Source organism: Segatella hominis, assembly GCF_004535825.1.
GTDB classification, from domain to species: Bacteria; Bacteroidota; Bacteroidia; order Bacteroidales; family Bacteroidaceae; genus Prevotella; species Prevotella hominis.
In genome coordinates, this window is sequence record NZ_SGVY01000047.1 from 1 (window position 1) to 20,371 (window position 20,371).

Sequence of the window (20,371 nt, forward strand, 5' to 3'; positions counted from 1 at the left end):
ACTCCTGGGCGAGGAATATTTCCTAGCTCATTAACTAAATTTTTGGAGAAATCCTTGCATATCTCAAGAATTTTTACGAAATTTGCATACAAGTTGTGCATAGCGTGAAATATATAACTTTATAATTTGACACTACAAAGTTACTAAAAATCAACGAGATGCACAACTTTTTCTCCATAAAAATATACTAATTTTCAGGCGGTTTTTTAATTCCGCCAACAGGTAAACGATACACTTCCAACCGCAGTTCCAGAGGCTTTCCATTCTTCAAGTGCTGGGAAAACATCGGCGGAAGTAAGAAATCCCACCGAACTATTAGAAGGAATACTGATCGTCTTTGTATTCAGAAATACATCAGAATAGGAGTTTGTATATACATAGGTAACAGGATAAACCTGACCTCCGATAGAAACCTCAGGATCTACCACAATATCCGTAAGTTCCTTATCAATAAGGGTGGCACGAGCTTCCTTGCCCAAAAGAGTGTACCGGACACCGTTCTTAACCACCTCGTCTTCTGCAAAACTCACGATAGCTATCATGAGCAGCAGCAAAGTCATGTAGATTTTTTTCATAAGCACATTAAATTAAAGAAAAAAAAATTAAAACTATATATTTACTAAAACCTTTACTTATCTAATCGCCCAACTTCCGAATATACTCTCTTTTCCTCCCTTCTCATTTCTAATTTCTCATTTCTCATTTGTCATTTCTCATTTGTCATTTTTTTTGGGCAGGAAATGGCGCCAGCCATAATGCCAGATGCGGAAGAGAGGTTCGCTCAGAGCCTCAGCTGGATAATAACGCAGGAATCGCAAGTCGCGACATAAACGCTGCAAATTATGACCAATAAAACCATCACCAAGACCATTGCGACTATCATACCTGCCGAAATTTCCACCAGCAAGTATTTCATGAAGCAACATCTCGCCTCGTCGGATATCTACTGGAACCAACATCTTGTCCTCCGAAAGTCCTAACACTTCACGCAAGACATACATCATCGCTCCTGCAAAATTCCATAATCCCAACTGCTTCAGCGTCTGCTGGATTTCACTCAGAGAAGAATGATTTTCCGAATCTGAAATAGCAGAACCCGTCTGCTGCTCTTCCAATTCATCCATCAAATCCGTCACTACGAAATAATAATCCAGTACCTGACGCAACCCTACTCCTTCATAGAAATAGTGATGATAGAGATGATACAACTGATAGACTGCATTAAAAGAAGCCGTAGGAACGGCAACCTTCATCTCAGCCAGTCCCTTCTGTGCATCGCTACCAGATGAAACCGGACGACTGCCCAAACTTACCAGATGGCTGCACTGTCTTCCCTTCTCCTCGTTCAGCCATTTCTGCAAACGGCGATTATAGAAGAAATTGGCCATGATGGCAGGAGTAGAATGAAGTTCAACGGCTATTTCATTGATGAAAAGTCCCACATGATTGAGACTCTCATCGCTTACATACCCCTTATCTTTTGCCAGGGAACAAGCCAGAGAACGAATCTCTTCGCGGGACGCATCTACCCACACATCCACATCACCCGGAGTTCTCGAAACAGGATGGGGATAAAGCATGGCATTGCCCTGGCCCTTCAGAATACAACAAGGATAACCTGCCTCTCTTATTTTCTTATATACATACACTGTGGCTTTATTCAGGATACTGTTGCGCATCATGAGCTTGTGGCTCAGTCCGAACCAGATCAACAACAAGTTCTCGTTAGGAGCTACTCCCTTAGGCAACTTCTGGACTCCATCCATCGCGATTCCCACCAAGGTTTGTTTCTTGACGAAATCGAAGAAAGCCTTCCAGTCGAAGTCTTTCAATGCTGTTCCATCCAAGAACTCCTTACCTTCGTAAAGTCCTAAGGAAAACTGTATCAAACGAAAATATATTTCCATCATGTTGTCGGGGTAACCCTATTTTGCCAGTATAGTGTTATTTTGTTTAAACGTTGATTTAACTTCTACAAAAAGAATCTCTTTTCATTCGCAAAAATACATTTTTCCTTTCAAACCACCAAACTTTCTTGTCATTTTTTAACCTAAATATACAATTCAGCGGAATATATGGCAAAAACAATCCCCTGCAGGATTTTCTATCAGGATTTCTGCAAGGGATTGTAAGAAAGGAATTGTATGAAATTCTGTTTATATGTTTTTATTGGATTCCTCCATGTGTAGGCACAACTCGCTTGATAGTACCATCTGCATTGAATTCCAACTTGTCGATGCAAACCTCACGGTGAACACCTGGCTGGAAATGGATATAATCCTTGTTGATGCGATGATAGACAATATACCACTCATCTGTGCCTGGCTTCTGGATTACTGAGTTATGGGCAGTACCGTAAATCTCATGCTGAGGGTCCTGAATCAGAACGATAGGATCCTTCGCTACCTCGATAGGACCGAGCGGAGACTTGGATGTTCCGTAAGCCACATGATAATTGGCTGCACCCGTATCATCCACCGACCACATGAAGTAGTAGAGTCCGTTGCGATAGAACACATACGGAGCCTCGCGATAAGCATAGTCTCGCAGGCTTCCGCCCTTTGGAGTCATCACTGTCACGGTTTCATCCTTAATCTTGGTCATGCTTGGCTCCAATTCTGCACCCGCCATAAAACTGTTGCCCCAATAGAGGTAAGGCTTCTTGGAAACAGGATCCATGAAAACATCCACATCGATGAGTTGCCCATTGCAACCCGGATGGTTCTTTGCCAAGAGAGGCTGACCTAAATCCACAAAAGGACCTGTAGGAGAATCTGAAACCGCTACGCCCATCTGTTTTCTGCCGTTGTCATTAGGGTTGGCACTGAAATAGAGATAGTACTTGTAGCTGCCGTTCTTCTGTTTCACCTCGATGGCAGCTGGTGCCCAGAGATTGCCATTCGCCCAGGCTATCTGGTCGCTCTTCGCATCCAGTGCCACGCCTTCATTCTTCCACTCCTTCAGGTCGGCAGAAGAATATACATAGTACTTGTATCCACCCCATCCCGGTTTACCATCAGTGGTAGAATAGATGTAGTACTTACCCGTCTTGTTGGAATACAGGATTTCCGGATCGGCATGGAAACCTGGCAGGATAGGGTTGCCCTTGCCTGTATAAGAAAGATTCAATACATACCCCCACTTCTGCTGCAATCTCTCCATCTCGTCCTTGGTTACAGAGCAGACCGTTCCATGGCGAGGGAAGAAATCCTTGCGGAAAGACTCGGGCTTGGTAGAGAAAGTATTCAGATCCTTGGAAGTCTGATACTCATAACGGCCTGAACCATAAAGGTCGTACATCAGCACATACTCATCCTTATCGTTGAGTTTGAATACACCGGAACCTTCCACACCGGTCTTGCTATCTGCGTAAGCATCGATAAACTTGAAGTCCTCCTTCCAAGGTCCCTTCAGATTCTTAGCAGTAGCCTGCTGGATTCCGTTCTGTATCTCCTTACCTTCAGCATTCTTGATGTTTCCTTTATAGAACATGTGATAAACGCCTTTGCGCTCGATGATATCGTTGTCGATGCAACCATACTTGGCATTGAAGAGCACCTTTGGCTCACTCTCGAAACCCGTGAAGTCCTTGTTGGCGTAAGCATAATAGGTAACGAGACTCTTTCTGCCATCGCCAGTACGCTGAAGGGTGAAATAGATCATATACTTCTTGGCCTTCTTATCATAGATAGTCTGTGGAGCCCATACCCAATAAGCATCGCTGAAATGCTCCTTGTAATCTTCCTTCAACACGATTTTAGAGTGCGTCCAGTTCACCAAGTCCTTAGACTTCATCAATACGATGCCCGGATTATCTTTCCATCCATTCTTCACGGTGTTCATATCTGTAGCCACGATGTAATAGCAGCCATCCTCACCACGAAGGATATGAGGGTCGCGGATACCGCCACTGGTACTGATAGAGTCGCTGGCGATGACAGGCTGGTTGTCATTGAGCGCATACCAGTTCTTGGCATCCTCGCTGATGGCAAAACGCAGATGTTCCTGCTTGTTGCCACTTCCTTCGAAATAAGCGAAGAGATAGCCTGCAAACTTGTTGTTGGTAGCAGCCTTCTTTGCGGCAGAAACCTGGAGAGGTGTCCCCCATGCCAACGCTGCCAGCAATAAAGAACTGAATGTAATCTTCATCTTCATGATTTTCCTTTAAGTTAGTGTTATTATTGTTTTTGTTGTTTATGTCATAATACACATCAAGAACTCCATATACTTATTTTTTTAGTAAGCTCAATCCTTACAAGCCCAAGCATAAAAGAGTTACTTATAGTGTTAAAACTACATTTATTGAGTTGCGGCTGCAAAGATACTAAATTATATGTAAACAAGCAAGCGTTCTTGAAGAAAAATTTCTTCTGCATCATAACATTCAGACAAAGGTATTACCTGAGGTTATTCCTCAACAATTCACCTATTATAATTAGCAGGAAGAATACAAGGATATAGAGATAATACTGCTCGCGCTTGATGAAATCAGCGAAACTGAATTTCCTTCTTCTATTTCCGGCAAGATAGATGTGATAGTCGTATGCCATCATAAAAACGATGGATATAGAAAACACCACCACCATGACTCCGATAACCACGATGACATAGGACACAGAAAAAAGAGAGTTTTGTTGGTCTTGTATCATAATCTTTATCTTTCGGTTGTTAAGTTTTAATGCAAAGATAGTGGTAAAAATCCAAAAAGAGGTGTTGCATTCCTATGGTTGTTGTTGCATTCCTACCAAAAAAGGTGTTGCATTCGTAGGAATGCAACACCTTTTTATATATTTATTAACCATTAAAGCTATATCATCTGTTCGCGCCATTGACTTGGCGACAGCCCTGTCTTTTGCTTGAAAATGCGATATATCTGTGTATGGGATGAGAATCCGCACTCGGTAGATATGGCATCATTGCTAAATTCCGGTCTTTCCTTCATCATGCGAACAGCTTCATTAAAGCGTATATCGCTAAGCCATGTACGGAAATTGGTATGCTGAGAAAGATTGAAGTATTCGGTAAGTTCATTCTTCTTACAACCCAAGTTGGCAGCAAGCGAATATATGGTGACATTGCAGTCTTTGTACATTCTGTCATCACACCATTTTTCCAATGCCGCTTCTATCTTTTTCATCCGTTCTGAGGAGGAAATGCTCAATTCTGTCTGCCCATCATCCCCGCTATCCAGCTGGGCTCCATAGGCTGTCTGGTCTGCCGTTTTCTCTTGTTCTTCCAGTTCCTCTTGTTCTTCCAGTTCCTCTTGTTCTTCCAGTTCCTCTTGTTCTTCCAACATATTCTCTACTGGTGTAATATAATAGCCCAACGAGATGAAACTATGGACAAAGAATATGAGAACAAGTAACATCAGCGGACCTACCAGCAACAATAAGGTATAGAAGAGAATGGCTATGGGAAGAAAGGCTGCTGAGACGCATACCAATACAAGACTGGATCGTGCATATCGAACGTGTGGCAGAAGATCGCCAGCCGACTCCTCCAACAGTTTTTTCTTGCGCTTCAGTACCTCAGAATAGCTGGCATAGATGAAGTATGCCATACTTCCCACAAAGAATGCGAGCATCACGTATAACAAACCGCCCAGATGGAGACTTTTGTTGCTGAAAACGCCAAAGATGAAGATGGCGACAATCAGCGCATAGGCAGCCGCACTGCGCAAACAATAGCGACGCATGACGCTTCTTGTGCTCTCCATATTGATGATGGATAGGGTGATGGCAAAAACCACGGGAGTGTAGAACATGATATTAACGACTGCCCCCACATCAGCACCTTGGGCACGAAATCCCTGAGTCATCTGCAAGAAGTAATGTATGCAGAATACGGCCATTGATCCACAAAGCAACCACCGAGAGGTCTCGTAGCGTCTTACCTTCCATCTCACTTGCAGAGAAGCCATTGCTATATGCAAGCCCAACATGCCGGTAATGATGCAGCAAATCAACTGTAATATAAATATTGATGTCATGATTATCTAAATAAAAAAATAGAAAAGTTGCTGCAAAAGTACAACTATTTAATGAGAAATGAATAGATTTTCACAAAAAAGTTTCCCAAACTCCTTTTTTTATCTTAACTTTGCAGTCTCTATCATCTATAGTAGTCGCACTATCCATCATAGAAATAACTTCATCAAAGAAAATAAAATCACAAAAGAAAATACATAATGGAAAATAAAAAGATTCCTTATCGTGCCATCGCTCTCGATCTCGACGGCACGCTGACCAACCACGAGAAAGTGGTGACACCTCGCACCCGTCAGGCTCTCCTGAAAGCTCAAGACAATGGTGCCATCATCATTTTAGCTTCCGGGCGCCCTACATACGGTATCCAACCAGTAGCAGAATGTCTTGAACTGGAAAAACGAGGCGGATTCATTCTTTCCTATAATGGCGGAAAGATTGTGGATGCCAAGACCGGTGAGGAATATTTCTCACAATATCTGCCAGATAGCGTGATACCTTTATTATATCAGTATGCCAAGGAAAAGAACTATGCGCTCTTAGGATATGCCGGCAATGAGATCATCACCGAAATGCCAGACGACCAGTATGTGAAGGAAGAATCCCGCATCAACAAGATGAACGTCAGAAAAGTAGAGAATCTGCTTGATGCCCTGGAGCCTCATCCTACCAAACTCCTGATGACTGGCGACCCTACCGACATGCAGAAGGCAGAAGAAGAACTCTCTGGCATTGTAGGCGATAAAATGTCTGTTTTCCGCTCGGCTCCTTTCTTCCTGGAACTGGTTCCTAACGGCATCGACAAAGCACAGTCTTTGCAGAGATTATTGGGTAAAATCAATCTCACTCCTGCAGACATGATAGCCTTCGGTGATGGATATAATGACCTCAGTATGCTCAAACTTGCCGGTGTCGGTGTGGCTATGGCTAATGCTGCTCCTGAGGTAAGAGCGGAAGCTGACTACGTTACTCTTTCCAATGAAGAAGATGGTGTGGCTGCTGCGCTGAACCATTTCTGGAAATGAGAAGTGAGAAATGAGAAATGAGAAATGAGAAATGAGAAATGAGAAATGAGAAATGAGAAATGAGAAATGAGAAATGAGAAATGAGAAATGAGAAATGAGAAATGAGAAATGAGAAATGAGAAATGAGAAATGAGAAATGAGAAAAAAGTTGGTTTCATTCTGGGTGAAACCAACTTTTTTTTGATGATTGTCCAACGATTTCTGATTATCTCAGAACGACTTTCTTCCCATTCACAATGTAACTACCAGTTCACCGGTCTTATCATTATAATAAACGCCTATTACCTGGTTGGCTTTTAAAGTAGGAGTGATGGACTTCTCTACATTCTTAGCCTTATAATTCAAAGTCACCTTGATACTTGATGCCTGCAGGTTCTTGAGATAAACCTTGGTGGAATCCTCTGCATCCTGAATAGCCTGCAAACCGGAGCCCTTGACCGTGAAGCCTAAGATTTCCCCTTTGGAATGATTGGTATCCAAGAGGAAGGTGGCATCTGCCTTGGAATCCACAATATTGGTTTCTACCGTAAATACAGGCGCTGCACCATTGAGTTGCACATTCTTCAACTGGCATCGGGGTTCCCCGCAGAAGTTGGACAGGAGCATATAGGAAGCACCATCAGGGTCTGTGGCGATAACACCATTCCATCCCTCAGCTACCATCTCCTTCAAACTGATAGTCTTCTGCATCAGCTTGCGGGTACTTTCAGCATTCACATTACTATAATAGATGATATTGCGCTTATCTACAATGTCGCCAGCCTTCACATCCTTACTCTTGTCGCTGTAAGAAGCATAGAGTTTGGAAGTATTCACAGAGTTGTTGTTGGCACGGTTTCCAAAGCCCATGGTCTTACCATCTACGTTGACAATACCCAGAGCATTATCGATATTCACCCAGTTGGTATTCATGGTGAGGAATTGAGAACCATCACTCTGCTTGTGGGGCATACCCGTCTCCTGATTCTTGGCATTGTCGAAATAGAGCGTACGCTTGGTTCGCGTCATTTCGTCGGTACTGATAGCCATCAGACCTCCCTGATCCTTGGTAATGGTGGCAGCTGCATTGGCACGCACATAATCGGTATAGATGACAGCATTACCTGGAGTAGAATAGATGGCGAAACGATTGTTGAGGGTTCCGTCGTTCATATTCAGTTCTCCGTTCATCGTATAACTGTTGCCACGGAGATTGTAAATACCGCTGACTACCGGTGTGGCGTTTGTACTCCTACCACTTACCTGATAACTACCGAGGAAGTTACCGGTATTGTTCTCACGGTAAGGTACGATCATCTTGTTCTTATCCGCACTGTTGGCAGCGATGTATCCGGTATAACTGCCCTTACCTGCACTCCACGAGAAACAGGTGAAACGGTCGGCAGTAGAAGCACGGACGATATTCTGGCAAGGGAATATCCGGGCGGCAGCATAACGCTGGTTGAACGCATCCCAATCTGTAGGGGTTACATCTGCTGTAGATATTGCCTCATGCATCAGCCAGGTCATCATCACACGGTGAGCCTCTACACCCATACGGCGTGCACCGATATCTGAGCGCAACAACCAGGATCCGTCAGACGTTGTAGTCTGGCGTGCCTTGATATTCTTATAAGCCAAGTTCTCAAGCATCAGCGCATCCGGATCGTTCAGGAAACACGCATTGGTAGTGTATGAAGTGATTTGGTCGAAAAGGAAGAGGCTCCAGTCATTACCATTAGGCATAGCCAGTTCGCCATCTGCCAGAGCCAGCCAGTTGAGCACCTCCTTCATCACCTTGTCATTATTGTGCATGAGCGAATTGGTCTTCCACTTCTCCTCACCGATAGTCTTCTGCTGGAAGAGTTTCAGCGCCAGAGCTGCCTCGCCCAACTCCTGTATCACTACGTTCTGATAACTTGTATGGAAGAAGTTGTGGTTCTGGAGCGTATAGTCGTCAAAAAGATTCTGTCCCTTATAGAGGTCAGCCACGGTCTTCTTGTCATAATGCGGATCAATAACGGTCGTATTATGGGCATCATCCTTATGAGAATAACTGTTGATGGCAAACTCACGGAGGCGCTCAAACCACTTAGGAGCCATCTCATCGTTAGGGAACAGACCCAATGTAGCAGCCAGCACATCAGCCTCCCAACCATTCTCTTCAGCTTTCGTATCCCCGTTATAACCGGTAGGTATCGTGCGATTCAACTCATAATTGCATTCAGCCTTCAGGAGTTTCTCGATATATCCCTTCTGTTTGTCGGAGAGTTTATCCCACTGGAAATAAGCGGAATAAGCTACGGACATCGCCCAAAGTGAACTTTCCCAAACATGATCGCTACCGGAAGTAGAACCCCAGTAGGTATTACCAGAACAGGTTTTCAACTTATTTGCCTTATGGGTAGAGTAAGCGAAAACCAGACTCTTCATCGCCATCTTTTCCAGGTCATCCCAAGTAACGCCCTCAGGCAGAGTCACCTTGTCCTTACCATATTTTACGAGGAATGCAGAAATCATGGAGAGGTCGGCATTGGAGCGAACACCGTCCTCATTATTCTGCATGGTACTATTACACTTGAAGGCACCACATACCTCATTCACAGAATTTGGCGCAACACAATCCTGGAAGTCATTCTTCAGATACTTGGAGAATTTAGCCAACATATTCATCAGGTCACCCTTCATGGTAGCCTCATCCACAAACTGATTGTTGATTACCCCTTCTATAGGACTGGGCACACTCTCCTCAGTAGGAGTCATCTCTTTCGCCTCATTGGAATGATCACTTACCGCTTTCACCTTTTTCTTGAAAGCAGTAGAAATCTCAGAAGTCTGTCCCTCAGTATTTCTCATTTCAGGAGCGATGACTCCCGTAGATGCAGCCATAGCTACACCAGCAGAAAGTACAATGGCAGAACAAAATGTTTGTTTCTTCTTCATTTTGTTTTTAGCTATTTATTATCAAAAGTACATTAAAATGAGATGCAGAACACGCAGAAAACCTCACTTTTCATATAGGTTCATTCATCTCGTCTCAAATAATTGGTGGCAAAAATACAACATTTTCCTCAAATACAAGAGAAAAGAAGCGTTTTATTTTTGTTTATAAAATAAAAAAGATATAATTATTCTTGTTATTTATAGAATTATGTGTACCTTTGCACACATAACAAATAAAAGCATATCAGCAGTTATGTTACAATTAGACAATTTCTATAAGGCTCGCTTCGTGCTGAGCAAAGTTATCAGAAAGACTGAGCTGGTTCACACTCCAAGAATCAACCCAGAGAGTGATGTCTATCTGAAGCCCGAGTGCCTCCAGAAGACGGGTTCGTTCAAGATTCGTGGTGCTTACTATAAGATTTCACAACTCACCGATGAAGAAAAGGCGAAGGGTGTGATAGCCTGTTCGGCTGGCAATCATGCTCAGGGTGTAGCTCTCGGTGCCACCGCCATGGGAGTGAAGAGTCTTATCTGTCTGCCAGAGGGTGCTCCTATTAGTAAGGTGGAAGCCACCAAACGTCTCGGTGCAGAGGTCTGTCTGGTACCTGGTGTCTATGATGATGCCTACCAGAAGGCATTGCAACTGAAGGACGAGCATGGCTATACCTTCGTTCATCCTTTCGATGATGAGAATGTCATCGCTGGTCAGGGCACCATCGGTCTGGAGATTCTCGACCAGTTGCCTGATGTAGAAGCTGTCGTCGTTCCTGTAGGTGGCGGCGGACTTATCTCTGGTGTAGCCTTTGCCATCAAGTCGCTGAATCCTAACGTCAAGGTATATGGTGTTCAGGCAGAAGGAGCAGCAAGTATGGTACAGAGTCTGCACGATCATAAACAGGAGAAGTTGCCTTCTGTAGCGACCGTTGCTGATGGTATTGCCGTAAAGGAACCGGGCAAGATTACTTTTGAAACCTGCTCAAACTACGTAGACGAAATCGTAACCGTGAGCGAGGACGAAATCTGTGCAGCCATCCTGAAACTCATAGAGAGCGAGAAGATGGTAGCCGAAGGTGCCGGTGCGGCCAGTGTGGCAGCCGTGATGTACAACAAGGTTCCGGTGAAGGGCAAGAAAACCATCTGCGTGGTAAGTGGCGGTAACATCGATGTAACGATCCTGAATCGTGTCATCACCCGTGGTCTTGCCAAGAGCGGCCGTCTTTGCACCATCGAGATGGAGCTGGATGACAAACCGGGTGAATTGGTAGAGGTCTGCTCTGTCATCGCCGGATTAGGCGGTAATATCACAGGCGTCCACCACGACCGTTCTGCCAACCGCAACAAGGTGAATGCCTGCGTGCTCCGCCTCACCATGGAGACTCGCGACGAGGAACATGTAAAAGAAATCAAGGGAGCCCTTGAATCAAAGGGATTCCATTTATATATTGTTTAAAACTTATCAGATTATGAACGCAATTCACACAGACAATGCGCCTGCAGCTATCGGTCCATATAGCCAGGCTATCGAAGTAAACGGTTTTGTATTTGCATCAGGTCAGATTCCTATCGACCCTGCAACAGGCAATTTCGTAGAGGGTGGCATCAAGGAGCAGACCCGTCAAAGTCTTACCAATGCCCAGAACATCCTGAAGGCTGCCGGTACTGACCTCTCTCATGTAGTAAAGACTACAGTTTATCTGAACAGCATGGATGATTTCGCTGCCATGAACGAGGTTTATGCAGAGTTCTTCAGCCAGCCATACCCAGCACGTTCTGCTGTAGCAGTAGAGAAGTTGCCAAAGGGCGCACTCGTTGAAGTAGAGGTTCTGGCTGCTAAGTAAAAGAAATCGGTAGTATAACTCCTGGAGTTTATGCTACCGTTTTTTTGTCTGCCACATACATGCCTATCAGGATGCAAGTGGCACCTATCAGAAAATAAGGAGTGATTTTCTCATCCAATATCCATGAAGCAAAGATCATGGTAGTGATCGGATTGAAATATACCCAGTTGGTGGCCTTTACCGTACCCAACTTGGAAAGGCACCAGTTCCATGTGAGAAAACAGATCATGGAAGCCAAGCAACCTAAAAACAACAGGTTGCCTATCACCTGAGGTTTGGTAAAGACCTCGCAAGAAGGAAATCCCGGTATAATCAGATAATAAGGCAATATCGTCAATACTCCATAAAAGAATACCTTGCGGGTGATAAAGGCGGCACTATACTTTTCCGTCACCGATTTCATCATCAGGGAATAGATAGCCCAGCACATACATGCCGTAAACGCCAGGGCATCGCCTACGGGGGAGAGATGAAGCACAAAGCGACCATTCAAAACCACGATGATCATACCCATAAAAGCCAAAAGCGAACCGAGTATCTGTATCAGGTTGATGCGGGCGGAATCCCGATATACCAACCTTACCAGCAGGGTAGCAAAAAGCGGACAGGAACATACGATAAGGGATGTATTGGTGGTGGTGGTGAAATTCATCGCTTCATTCTCACTTAAGAAATAGAGTGATCCTCCCGTGATGCCTAATAACATCATCTTCGCTTCGTCCTTCCAAGAGTCGGCAAAGATGCGACGGTGGTTGAATGCCAGCATCAGAACGTATGCGATGGAAAAGCGCATGGTAAAAATCTGGGCTGGAGAAAGTCCGTTCAGCATCAGCACCTTGGTTGATACAAAAGTGGTTCCCCATATTGCTACGGTGAGGAATGCTACGAGATGATAAAAGAGGTTGCTGTTTCGATTCATACTTACATCTATTCTTTCTTTTGCCGCACATTTTTATATCTGTACACTTATACGTCTATCCCTTTTTGCGACAGTTCTTCTGTGACAGTTCATTTTTTATGACTGCAAAAGTAAGGCTTTTCGATGAAGTACACAAATTTTTTCAAATATTTATTTTGGAGGAACAAATAATTATATGTACTTTTGCACCTAAAATAACAAATGATGATACTACATCCTTTCCATATATCCTCTACAGGAACTGACTTTCCCGAAAAGATGAACAATCCTTTCGACTACGAACCGCACCCTCTTTGCATACAGATATGCAAGGAGTTGCAGACCTATCTTGAGAACAAGAAGGAATGGCGCGAGGAAATCGACCGGGGAAAAATGTTCGGAGTACTCATCGTAGAAAAGCCTTCGGATATTCACGAAGGCAGACAACTGGGATACTTGGCTGCCTATAGCGGTCAGATAGGAGGCAGAAGCGACTGGGATGACTTCGTACCTGCCGTTTTCGACTACCTACAGCCTGATGGATATTTCAAGACCCATGAGGCGGAAATCACCCACATCAACGAAAGTATCCTGCGACTGGAAAAGGATGAACGGATGCAGAAAGCCCGGACACTCATCGCAGACCTGCTTGCCCAGCGCCAACAAGCCATAGCCGGTTTTCAGGAAAAGATGAAAGAAAAGAAGGCCCAAAGGGATCTCCGACGAAAACAGGGCAATCTCTCTGCCGAAGAGGAACAGGCGATGACCAAAGAAAGCCAATTCATGAAGGCCGAACTGCGCCGACTCAAGAAATCACTTGCCGAGAAGACAACATTAGAGACGGAATACGAAGACTATCAGAACAATATTTCCAGACTTAAGCAACTGCGCAAGCAACTCTCTGATGCCCTGCAGCAATGGTTGTTCGCACAATTCAGAATGCTCAATGCCGAAGGAGAAGAAAAAGATCTGTTGGAAATATTCAGAGATACTGCATTGGAAGACCAGCCGAACCTGTCACTCCTCTCCAAAAGAGCTGCACTGAAGATGGTTCCTCCTGCTGGAAGCGGAGAATGCTGCGAACCCAAACTGCTCCAGTATGCTTTCAGACATCATCTGAAACCCCTGCAGATGGCGATGTTCTGGTGGGGCGAAAGTCCGAAAGAGGAAATCAGACACCACCTGCAGTTCTATCCAGCCTGCAATGGTAAGTGCAAACCGATACTCCGCTGGATGCTACCGGAAGTCAACACGATGCTCAATCATGCATCTCAGCCACTTACCCTGGAGACACTCTATGAAGACCGGGAACTTGCCGTTATCTGCAAACCTGCCGGAATGCTCTCCGTACCAGGAAAAGAACCAGGCGTCACTTCCGTCTATTCCATCATGCGAAGAAAATATCCGGAGGCTACGGGTCCTTTGATTGTACACCGGCTGGACATGGCTACAAGCGGACTCATGGTGATTGCCAAAACAGAGTTTGCCTACCATCGGCTGCAGGAACAATTCGCAAGTCATCAGATACAGAAGAAATACGTAGCCATCGTATGTGCGAAAGAAGGAAGCATCCAGCCTGAAGGCATCCTCTCTCTCCCTCTGATGCCCGACTATCTCGACCGTCCACGCCAGATTGTAAATCATGAACAGGGAAAGGAAGCGATTACGGAATACAAAGTTCTTGGAAACGCAGGAAACGATGTTTTTGGTAACAAAGAAAACGAAGGAAACAACCAGCATCTCCGCCTCGCTCTCTATCCCCAAACAGGACGTACCCACCAGCTCCGTGTACATTGTGCCCACAGGGAAGGACTGAATGCCCCTATCCTTGGCGACCCTCTCTATGGCTGCGAGAAGGCACCCCGCCTCTACCTCCATGCCGAATCTATCAGATTTACACATCCTTTATCAGGAAAGGAAATATTCATAGAACGGAAAGCAGACTTCTGACAAACCTGAAATAGGAAGAAGTACGGTGCATTATATCATACAAGGAAAAATCCTGAAAAAAGGATCCCTTAGTGCTCTTCTTGCTGAAACACTAAGGGATTTATTTTTTCTCGTATGAATGCATAAAAAAAGCACCTCCATAAGGAAGATGCCATTCAGTTTAACCAATTAAGTTGGGATACCCGGACTCGAACCAGGAATGACAGGACCAGAATCTGTAGTGTTACCATTACACCATATCCCAATGTGCAGGTTGATGATTGATGACAATGATGAAGAAGTTGGGATACCCGGACTCGAACCAGGAATGACAGGACCAGAATCTGTAGTGTTACCATTACACCATATCCCAATATCTTAGCAATCATTATAAGCATTAATCATAATTGCGAGTGCAAAGGTACTACTTTTTTCTGAATTACCAAAAAAATCAGCGTCTTTTTTCTAAAAAATCTCAATTTTTATCGTTTTTCGGGGTTTTTCCATGTATTTAGCGTATCTTTGCAAGGCTTTTATAAAGAAAAAACATAAACGAGACAATTAATAGATAATCATCAATGAATACAACAAAACAATTAGTAGAGACAATTAAAGAAGGAATACAGGAAAAAAAAGGTAGTAAAATTGTGATTGCCGACCTGACGCACATCGATGGTACTATCGCAAAGTACTTCGTAATCTGTCAGGGCAACTCTCCATCACAGGTGGAAGCTATCGCTGAATCTGTAGGCGATTTCTGCAGAAAAAATCTGGGAGAAAAACCTGCAAATGTTGCGGGATTGGGAAATGACCAGTGGGTTGCTATCGACTTCGTGGATGTACTTGTGCATATCTTCCAACCTGAAGTTAGACAGTTCTATGATTTGGAGCACCTCTGGGAAGACGCCAACCTGACTGAGATTCCTGACCTCGACTAATCAGCAGAACAACTTCCTTTATCCGGAGTTGGTATATATATAATTGAAGTTGATATATATAATTAAGGTATAAATATAATAAGGTGTAAGACTACCATACTATAGTTTTATACACGATATAGGATTCATATAATATCAGAAGATATGGAACAAGGAAACAGAATGAACAATCATGGCGGCGGAAAACCGCCAAAGATGCCTCGGTTCAACATGAGCTGGCTTTACGTCATCATCCTCATCAGTTTGATAGTCGTCTTTCTGAATGGTGGTGGTGATGCATTAGGTGGAAGTGCAAGCAAAAAGGCTACTTACACTGAATTCAAGGAGTACATCGAAAAGGGATACGTACTGAGCGTTACTGCCAATAAGAACGACGGCAACCTGAAAGTGTACGTTGCCCCAAATCATATCAGAGATGTATATCATACCAGTGCGAAGAACGTAGGACCTGCTCCTTATGTTGAAGTGCAGTATGGTTCGATAGACGAAGTTGACAAATATCTCGACAACATGGTGAAGGCTAAAAAAATCAAATCTTACAACTATGTCAACGAGAAAGGCAACGACTTCATCAGCCTCCTGATCAACTTCGCCCCACTCATCATCTTCTTCCTCCTCATCTGGTGGGTGTCTGGAAGAATGGGCGGTGGCATGGGCGGCTCTGGCGGCGGTATCTTCAATGTCGGCAAGAGCAAAGCACGCATGTATGAAAAGGGAAATACATTAGGTATTACCTTCAAGGATGTGGCCGGACAGGAAGGTGCCAAACAGGAAGTGGAGGAAATCGTGGAATTCCTCAAAAACCCACAGAAATATACCGACCTGGGTGGTAAGATTCCTAAGGGAGCACTCCTCGTGGGTCCTCCGGGAACAGGTAAGACACTCCTGGCAAAGGCTGTAGCCGGTGAAGCAGGTGTACCATTCTTCTCTATGAGCGGTTCCGACTTCGTTGAGATGTTTGTGGGTGTCGGTGCATCCCGTGTTCGCGACCTCTTCAGACAGGCTAAGGAAAAGGCGCCAAGCATTATCTTCATCGATGAGATTGATGCCGTGGGTCGTGCCCGCAGCAAGAACCCTGCCATGGGCGGCAACGATGAACGTGAGAATACCCTGAATGCCCTCCTTACAGAGATGGACGGCTTCGGTACCAACAGTGGTGTCATCATCCTTGCAGCTACCAACCGTGTTGATATGCTGGATAGTGCCCTGCTCCGTGCCGGTCGTTTCGACCGTGAAATCCACGTTGATCTGCCTGGCTTGAACGAGCGTAAGGCCATCTTCCAGGTTCATCTGAAACCAATCAAGATAGACGATACAGTAGATATCGACCTCCTGGCTCGTCAGACTCCGGGATTCTCGGGTGCAGATATCGCCAATGTTTGTAATGAGGCTGCCCTCATCGCTGCACGCCACGACAAGAAGGCTGTATGCAAGCAGGACTTCCTCGATGCTGTCGATCGTATCGTAGGTGGACTGGAGAAGAAGACCAAGGTGATGACTGCAGATGAAAAGCGCAGCATCGCATTGCATGAGGCTGGTCATGCTACAATCTCATGGTTCTGCCAGTATGCCAACCCGCTCATCAAGGTTACCATCGTACCTCGCGGACAGGCTTTGGGTGCAGCATGGTACTTGCCTGAGGAGAGACAAATCACCACCAAGGAGCAGATGCTCGACGAGATGTGCTCGCTGATGGGTGGACGTGCAGCAGAGGAACTGTTTACAGGACATATCTCTTCTGGTGCGATGAACGATCTGGAGCGTGCAACCAAGAGTGCATACGGCATGGTGGCTTACCTCGGTATGAGTAAGACTTTGCCAAACATCTGCTATTACAACCAGAGCGAATACTCTTTCCAGCGCCCATACTCTGAGACAACGGCAAGAGAAATCGACGAGGAAGTACTCAAGATGGTGAACGAGCAATATACCCGTGCCAAGAACATCCTGATGGAACACAAGGAGGGTCACAATGCGCTGGCAGAACTCCTGATACAGAAAGAGGTTATCATGGCAGAAGACGTGGAGAAAATCTTCGGCAAGCGCCCTTGGATGAGCCGTTCTCAGGAAATCATGGAGGACGAGCAGCCTAAGATTGACGACACCGTCAAGGAACTTCCAGAGGTACAGGCTGCTATCAAGGAGCATGAGGAAAACAACAAGAATGCTGAAGACAAGCAGGACGATAGTCGTGCCGAAGACAAGCAGGACGATAATAATTAATACCAAAAGTCATGACAGACAAACAAAAGAACCTTATCATCAGAACCATCACCGGCGTACTCTTCGTCGGTTGTATGGTTTCATGTTTCCTGCAACCGAGAGCAATGGTACTCCTCTTCGCTCTGATCACTGGCCTGAGTATCTGGGAATACTGCGGGTTAGTCAACAATGAGATAGAAGACGTTTGCGTCAACCGTTTCATCTCTACCGTAGCAGGTGTATATTTCTTCCTTGCCGTAGCGGGATTCCGTACGGGTGTTACAGGCTACAACTTCGTAGTCTTCATCCCATACATCTTCACGATTGTATATCTCTTCATCTATGAGTTATATACAGGCAATAAGAATGCTGTTGGCGACTGGGCTTACACGATGCTTTCACAGATGTACATCGCTCTCCCATTCTCGCTCATCAACGTATTGGCATTTGAAGTATCAGCAGAAGACGGACAGATACATTACGACATGCTCTTACCGCTGAGCATATTCATCTTCCTCTGGACCAATGATACAGGTGCCTATTGCAGTGGCTCTCTCTTCGGAAAGCACAAGCTCTTCCCTCGCATCAGTCCTGCCAAGAGTTGGGAAGGAAGCATCGGCGGAGGTATCTTCGTACTGATTGCTGCAGCCATCGTCGGTTACTTTGCCAATTCAGGAGAAACCCTGCATACCTTGAACATCCCTGAGTGGATGGGATTAGGTTTAGTAGTCGCAGTATTTGGCACATGGGGCGACTTGGTAGAGAGCCTATTCAAACGCACCATCGGCGTGAAAGACAGTGGCAATATTCTTCCGGGACACGGAGGTATGCTCGACCGTTTCGATTCTTCACTTATGGCAATTCCTGCCGCAGTGATTTATCTCTACACCCTCCAACTGTTCGGATAAAACAATCCGACCATCGGATAAGTCAATCCTATAAGTTCAGCAAACAAGAAACATTTTATACTATCAGGACGTGCTTCGCAAAGAAGTACGTCCTGTTTTGTTTTATACAAGTAAAAAGATATTACACTATCAATCATTTCCCGTCCAGGCAAGAAAAAACAGCTGCATAGGCAGGGATGATTTTCTGCGTGGGCAAGCAAAAATTCTTGCCTGGGCAGGGAAAAATAAAAGTGGGGTAAGGGGAATGTTTTGAAAGACACCTCTTACCCCACTTCCGTTAGGATATAAAATATGATAAAAACTGGTCAGACCTATTCTGAGACTGGAGGATTCTGACGAGAATTTTCCTCACTCATTTCCTGAGCTTTCCTCATTTGTTCTTCAGCAATTCGCAATTGTTCCTCTGCCTTTATACGTGCACGCTCTGCTTCTTCTTGGGCTTTAATCCTTACACGTTCAGCCTCCTGTTCTGCCTTGATTCTTGCACGCTCAGCAGCCTCAGCAGCCGCTTTAGCCTCAGCCTCAGCCCTTTCCTTTGCCAGACGAATCAATTCCTCTCGATGCTTCTTGATCAGGTCATACATGATGGTAGCAGCCTGATCTGGAGCTATGCGATTGCCCAATTTCTCACGAACCTCCTGATAACCTGCTAACATTTTTTCTCTGCCAGGCATTCCAGGAAGAATCTGGAAGAGCTGGTCGGCAATACCATCCACCGTAAAGCGGTCGGCAAACATCTCCTTCACGATTTCCTTATTGGCCACCAAATTGACCAATGAGATATACTTCACCTTGAGGATATGATTGAAAGCCCAACGTATCAGTTTTGGAAGCGGTGTCTCATAGCAGACAACCTGCGGAACATCAAAAAGAGCCGTCTCTAATGTGGCAGTACCACTGGTCACTAATGCCACCTTACTTTGAGCCAAAAGCGGATAAGTCTTGTTCTTGACCAACCTGACAGGAGTTCCCTCAATGAATTTCTGATAATATTCATCATCAACAGAAGGAGCACCAGCCAGGACCATCTGATAATCCTCAAAACGCTCCGCCACCTCTATCATGGCTGGCAAATTATCCTTGATTTCCTGCAGACGACTACCAGCCAACAGAGCTATAATAGGCTTCCTTGTGTCCAGATTATTCTCAACACAGAACTCAGCGTATGTCTGATGATAATCCGCTCTGAACTCATTCACCTCCTGTGCCGTAGGATTGCCTACATAATGAATCGGATACTTGTGTTTTTTCTCAAAGAAATCGACCTCAAAAGGCAAGATGGAAAAGAGTTCGGCTATATCCCTCTTGATACTGCGGATACGCCATTCCTTCCATGCCCATATCTTAGGAGATATATAATAGTAAGCAGGTATCAAAGTGTTCTTTTTCAGAAACTTAGCAATATTCAGATTAAAACCCGGATAATCTACAAGAATCACCACATCAGGTTTCCATTCCACAATATCCTGCTTGCATTTTTTCATATTGGCAAAGATGGTACGCAGATGCAGGAGAACCGGTACAAAACCCATATATGCCAGTTCCTTATAATGCTTGACACGGGTTCCACCTTCAGCAGCCATCAAGTCACCACCGAAGAACTGAAACTCTGCCAATTCATCCACTTTTTTCAACGAGCGCATCAATCTGCTGGCATGCAAATCACCACTTGCCTCGCCTACTATCAAATAATACTTCATATCTTAGCGTGAGAAGTTTATAAA

At 44.8% G+C, this 20,371-nt stretch carries 14 protein-coding genes, 2 tRNA genes and 2 pseudogenes; 7 read left to right on the forward strand and 11 right to left on the reverse strand.

Going from position 1 to position 20,371, the window contains the following annotated elements; all coding sequences use genetic code 11:
• From EXN75_RS18325 to EXN75_RS13685, 6 genes and pseudogenes are all read right to left on the reverse strand, one after another.
• Positions 1-178 (reverse strand): annotated as a pseudogene (locus EXN75_RS18325) (IS982 family transposase); the annotation flags it as partial.
• 28 nt (positions 179-206) lie between these two features.
• On the reverse strand, positions 207-575 hold the full coding sequence (locus EXN75_RS13665) for a hypothetical protein (protein ID WP_134844229.1): 369 nt from the start codon (positions 573-575) through the stop codon (positions 207-209).
• 138 nt (positions 576-713) lie between these two features.
• Entirely contained in the window at positions 714-1,910 is a 1,197-nt protein-coding gene (locus EXN75_RS13670) for a nucleotidyltransferase family protein (protein WP_134844230.1), read from the reverse strand.
• Between the two features lie 256 nt (positions 1,911-2,166).
• The gene (locus tag EXN75_RS13675; protein ID WP_223176163.1) at positions 2,167-4,155 is read right to left on the reverse strand and encodes a family 43 glycosylhydrolase; all 1,989 of its coding nucleotides are present in this window, start codon (positions 4,153-4,155) and stop codon (positions 2,167-2,169) included.
• A gap of 242 nt (positions 4,156-4,397) precedes the next feature.
• A complete protein-coding gene (locus EXN75_RS13680) occupies positions 4,398-4,649 on the reverse strand; it encodes a hypothetical protein (RefSeq protein WP_134844231.1) in 252 nt (83 codons plus the stop codon).
• A 158-nt stretch (positions 4,650-4,807) separates the two neighbouring features.
• Complete coding sequence (locus EXN75_RS13685) at positions 4,808-5,989, reverse strand: helix-turn-helix domain-containing protein (protein WP_134844232.1); 1,182 nt, start codon at positions 5,987-5,989, stop codon at positions 4,808-4,810.
• 213 nt (positions 5,990-6,202) lie between these two features.
• Between EXN75_RS13685 and EXN75_RS13690 the strand changes: the two genes are divergently transcribed.
• Positions 6,203-7,009, forward strand: a complete 807-nt coding sequence (locus tag EXN75_RS13690) for a Cof-type HAD-IIB family hydrolase (RefSeq protein ID WP_134844242.1) — start codon at positions 6,203-6,205, stop codon at positions 7,007-7,009.
• A 231-nt stretch (positions 7,010-7,240) separates the two neighbouring features.
• Here the strand turns inward: EXN75_RS13690 and EXN75_RS13700 are convergent, their stop codons facing one another.
• Positions 7,241-9,931 (reverse strand): hypothetical protein, encoded by a 2,691-nt coding sequence (locus EXN75_RS13700; protein WP_187349098.1) that lies wholly within the window; start codon positions 9,929-9,931, stop codon positions 7,241-7,243.
• A gap of 253 nt (positions 9,932-10,184) precedes the next feature.
• Here EXN75_RS13700 and ilvA point away from each other — a divergent pair, with 253 nt between their 5' ends.
• Entirely contained in the window at positions 10,185-11,384 is a 1,200-nt protein-coding gene (ilvA, locus tag EXN75_RS13705; RefSeq protein WP_118117800.1) for a threonine ammonia-lyase, read from the forward strand.
• Between the two features lie 13 nt (positions 11,385-11,397).
• Positions 11,398-11,772 (forward strand): RidA family protein, encoded by a 375-nt coding sequence (locus EXN75_RS13710; RefSeq protein WP_006848032.1) that lies wholly within the window; start codon positions 11,398-11,400, stop codon positions 11,770-11,772.
• A 28-nt stretch (positions 11,773-11,800) separates the two neighbouring features.
• Here the strand turns inward: EXN75_RS13710 and EXN75_RS13715 are convergent, their stop codons facing one another.
• On the reverse strand, positions 11,801-12,691 hold the full coding sequence (locus tag EXN75_RS13715; RefSeq protein WP_134844234.1) for a DMT family transporter: 891 nt from the start codon (positions 12,689-12,691) through the stop codon (positions 11,801-11,803).
• Between the two features lie 201 nt (positions 12,692-12,892).
• Between EXN75_RS13715 and EXN75_RS13720 the strand changes: the two genes are divergently transcribed.
• Positions 12,893-14,620: an RluA family pseudouridine synthase gene (locus EXN75_RS13720; RefSeq protein ID WP_134844235.1), complete on the forward strand. Its 1,728-nt coding sequence runs from the start codon at positions 12,893-12,895 to the stop codon at positions 14,618-14,620.
• Positions 14,621-14,793: 173 nt separating this feature from the next.
• Here EXN75_RS13720 and EXN75_RS13725 read toward each other — a convergent pair.
• Together EXN75_RS13725 and EXN75_RS13730 are read right to left on the reverse strand one after the other, a co-directional pair.
• A tRNA-Gln gene (locus EXN75_RS13725) sits at positions 14,794-14,864 on the reverse strand.
• 37 nt (positions 14,865-14,901) lie between these two features.
• A tRNA-Gln gene (locus EXN75_RS13730) sits at positions 14,902-14,972 on the reverse strand.
• A 205-nt stretch (positions 14,973-15,177) separates the two neighbouring features.
• On the opposite strand from EXN75_RS13730, the gene rsfS reads away from it, so the two are divergent.
• The 3 genes from rsfS (at position 15,178) to EXN75_RS13745 (ending at position 18,647) form a co-directional block, all read left to right on the forward strand.
• On the forward strand, positions 15,178-15,537 hold the full coding sequence (gene rsfS, locus EXN75_RS13735; protein ID WP_022110304.1) for a ribosome silencing factor: 360 nt from the start codon (positions 15,178-15,180) through the stop codon (positions 15,535-15,537).
• A 144-nt stretch (positions 15,538-15,681) separates the two neighbouring features.
• On the forward strand, positions 15,682-17,760 hold the full coding sequence (gene ftsH / locus EXN75_RS13740) for an ATP-dependent zinc metalloprotease FtsH (protein ID WP_187349099.1): 2,079 nt from the start codon (positions 15,682-15,684) through the stop codon (positions 17,758-17,760).
• An 11-nt stretch (positions 17,761-17,771) separates the two neighbouring features.
• Positions 17,772-18,647: a phosphatidate cytidylyltransferase gene (locus EXN75_RS13745; protein WP_118117806.1), complete on the forward strand. Its 876-nt coding sequence runs from the start codon at positions 17,772-17,774 to the stop codon at positions 18,645-18,647.
• 566 nt (positions 18,648-19,213) lie between these two features.
• Here EXN75_RS13745 and lpxB read toward each other — a convergent pair.
• Positions 19,214-20,347, reverse strand: a pseudogene (gene lpxB / locus EXN75_RS13750) (lipid-A-disaccharide synthase); the annotation flags it as partial.
• Positions 20,348-20,371 lie beyond the last annotated feature (24 nt).

Coding starts and splice junctions, on each gene's coding strand:
- ilvA (WP_118117800.1), top strand. CDS start 10,185: ATGTTACAATTAGACAATTTCTATAAGGCTCGCTTCGTGCTGAGCAAA.
- EXN75_RS13720 (WP_134844235.1), top strand. CDS start 12,893: ATGATGATACTACATCCTTTCCATATATCCTCTACAGGAACTGACTTT.
- EXN75_RS13745 (WP_118117806.1), top strand. CDS start 17,772: ATGACAGACAAACAAAAGAACCTTATCATCAGAACCATCACCGGCGTA.
- EXN75_RS13680 (WP_134844231.1), bottom strand. CDS start 4,649: ATGATACAAGACCAACAAAACTCTCTTTTTTCTGTGTCCTATGTCATC.
- EXN75_RS13700 (WP_187349098.1), bottom strand. CDS start 9,931: ATGAAGAAGAAACAAACATTTTGTTCTGCCATTGTACTTTCTGCTGGT.
- rsfS (WP_022110304.1), top strand. CDS start 15,178: ATGAATACAACAAAACAATTAGTAGAGACAATTAAAGAAGGAATACAG.
- ftsH (WP_187349099.1), top strand. CDS start 15,682: ATGGAACAAGGAAACAGAATGAACAATCATGGCGGCGGAAAACCGCCA.
- EXN75_RS13685 (WP_134844232.1), bottom strand. CDS start 5,989: ATGACATCAATATTTATATTACAGTTGATTTGCTGCATCATTACCGGC.
- EXN75_RS13715 (WP_134844234.1), bottom strand. CDS start 12,691: ATGAATCGAAACAGCAACCTCTTTTATCATCTCGTAGCATTCCTCACC.
- EXN75_RS13665 (WP_134844229.1), bottom strand. CDS start 575: ATGAAAAAAATCTACATGACTTTGCTGCTGCTCATGATAGCTATCGTG.
- EXN75_RS13710 (WP_006848032.1), top strand. CDS start 11,398: ATGAACGCAATTCACACAGACAATGCGCCTGCAGCTATCGGTCCATAT.
- EXN75_RS13675 (WP_223176163.1), bottom strand. CDS start 4,155: ATGAAGATGAAGATTACATTCAGTTCTTTATTGCTGGCAGCGTTGGCA.
- EXN75_RS13670 (WP_134844230.1), bottom strand. CDS start 1,910: ATGATGGAAATATATTTTCGTTTGATACAGTTTTCCTTAGGACTTTAC.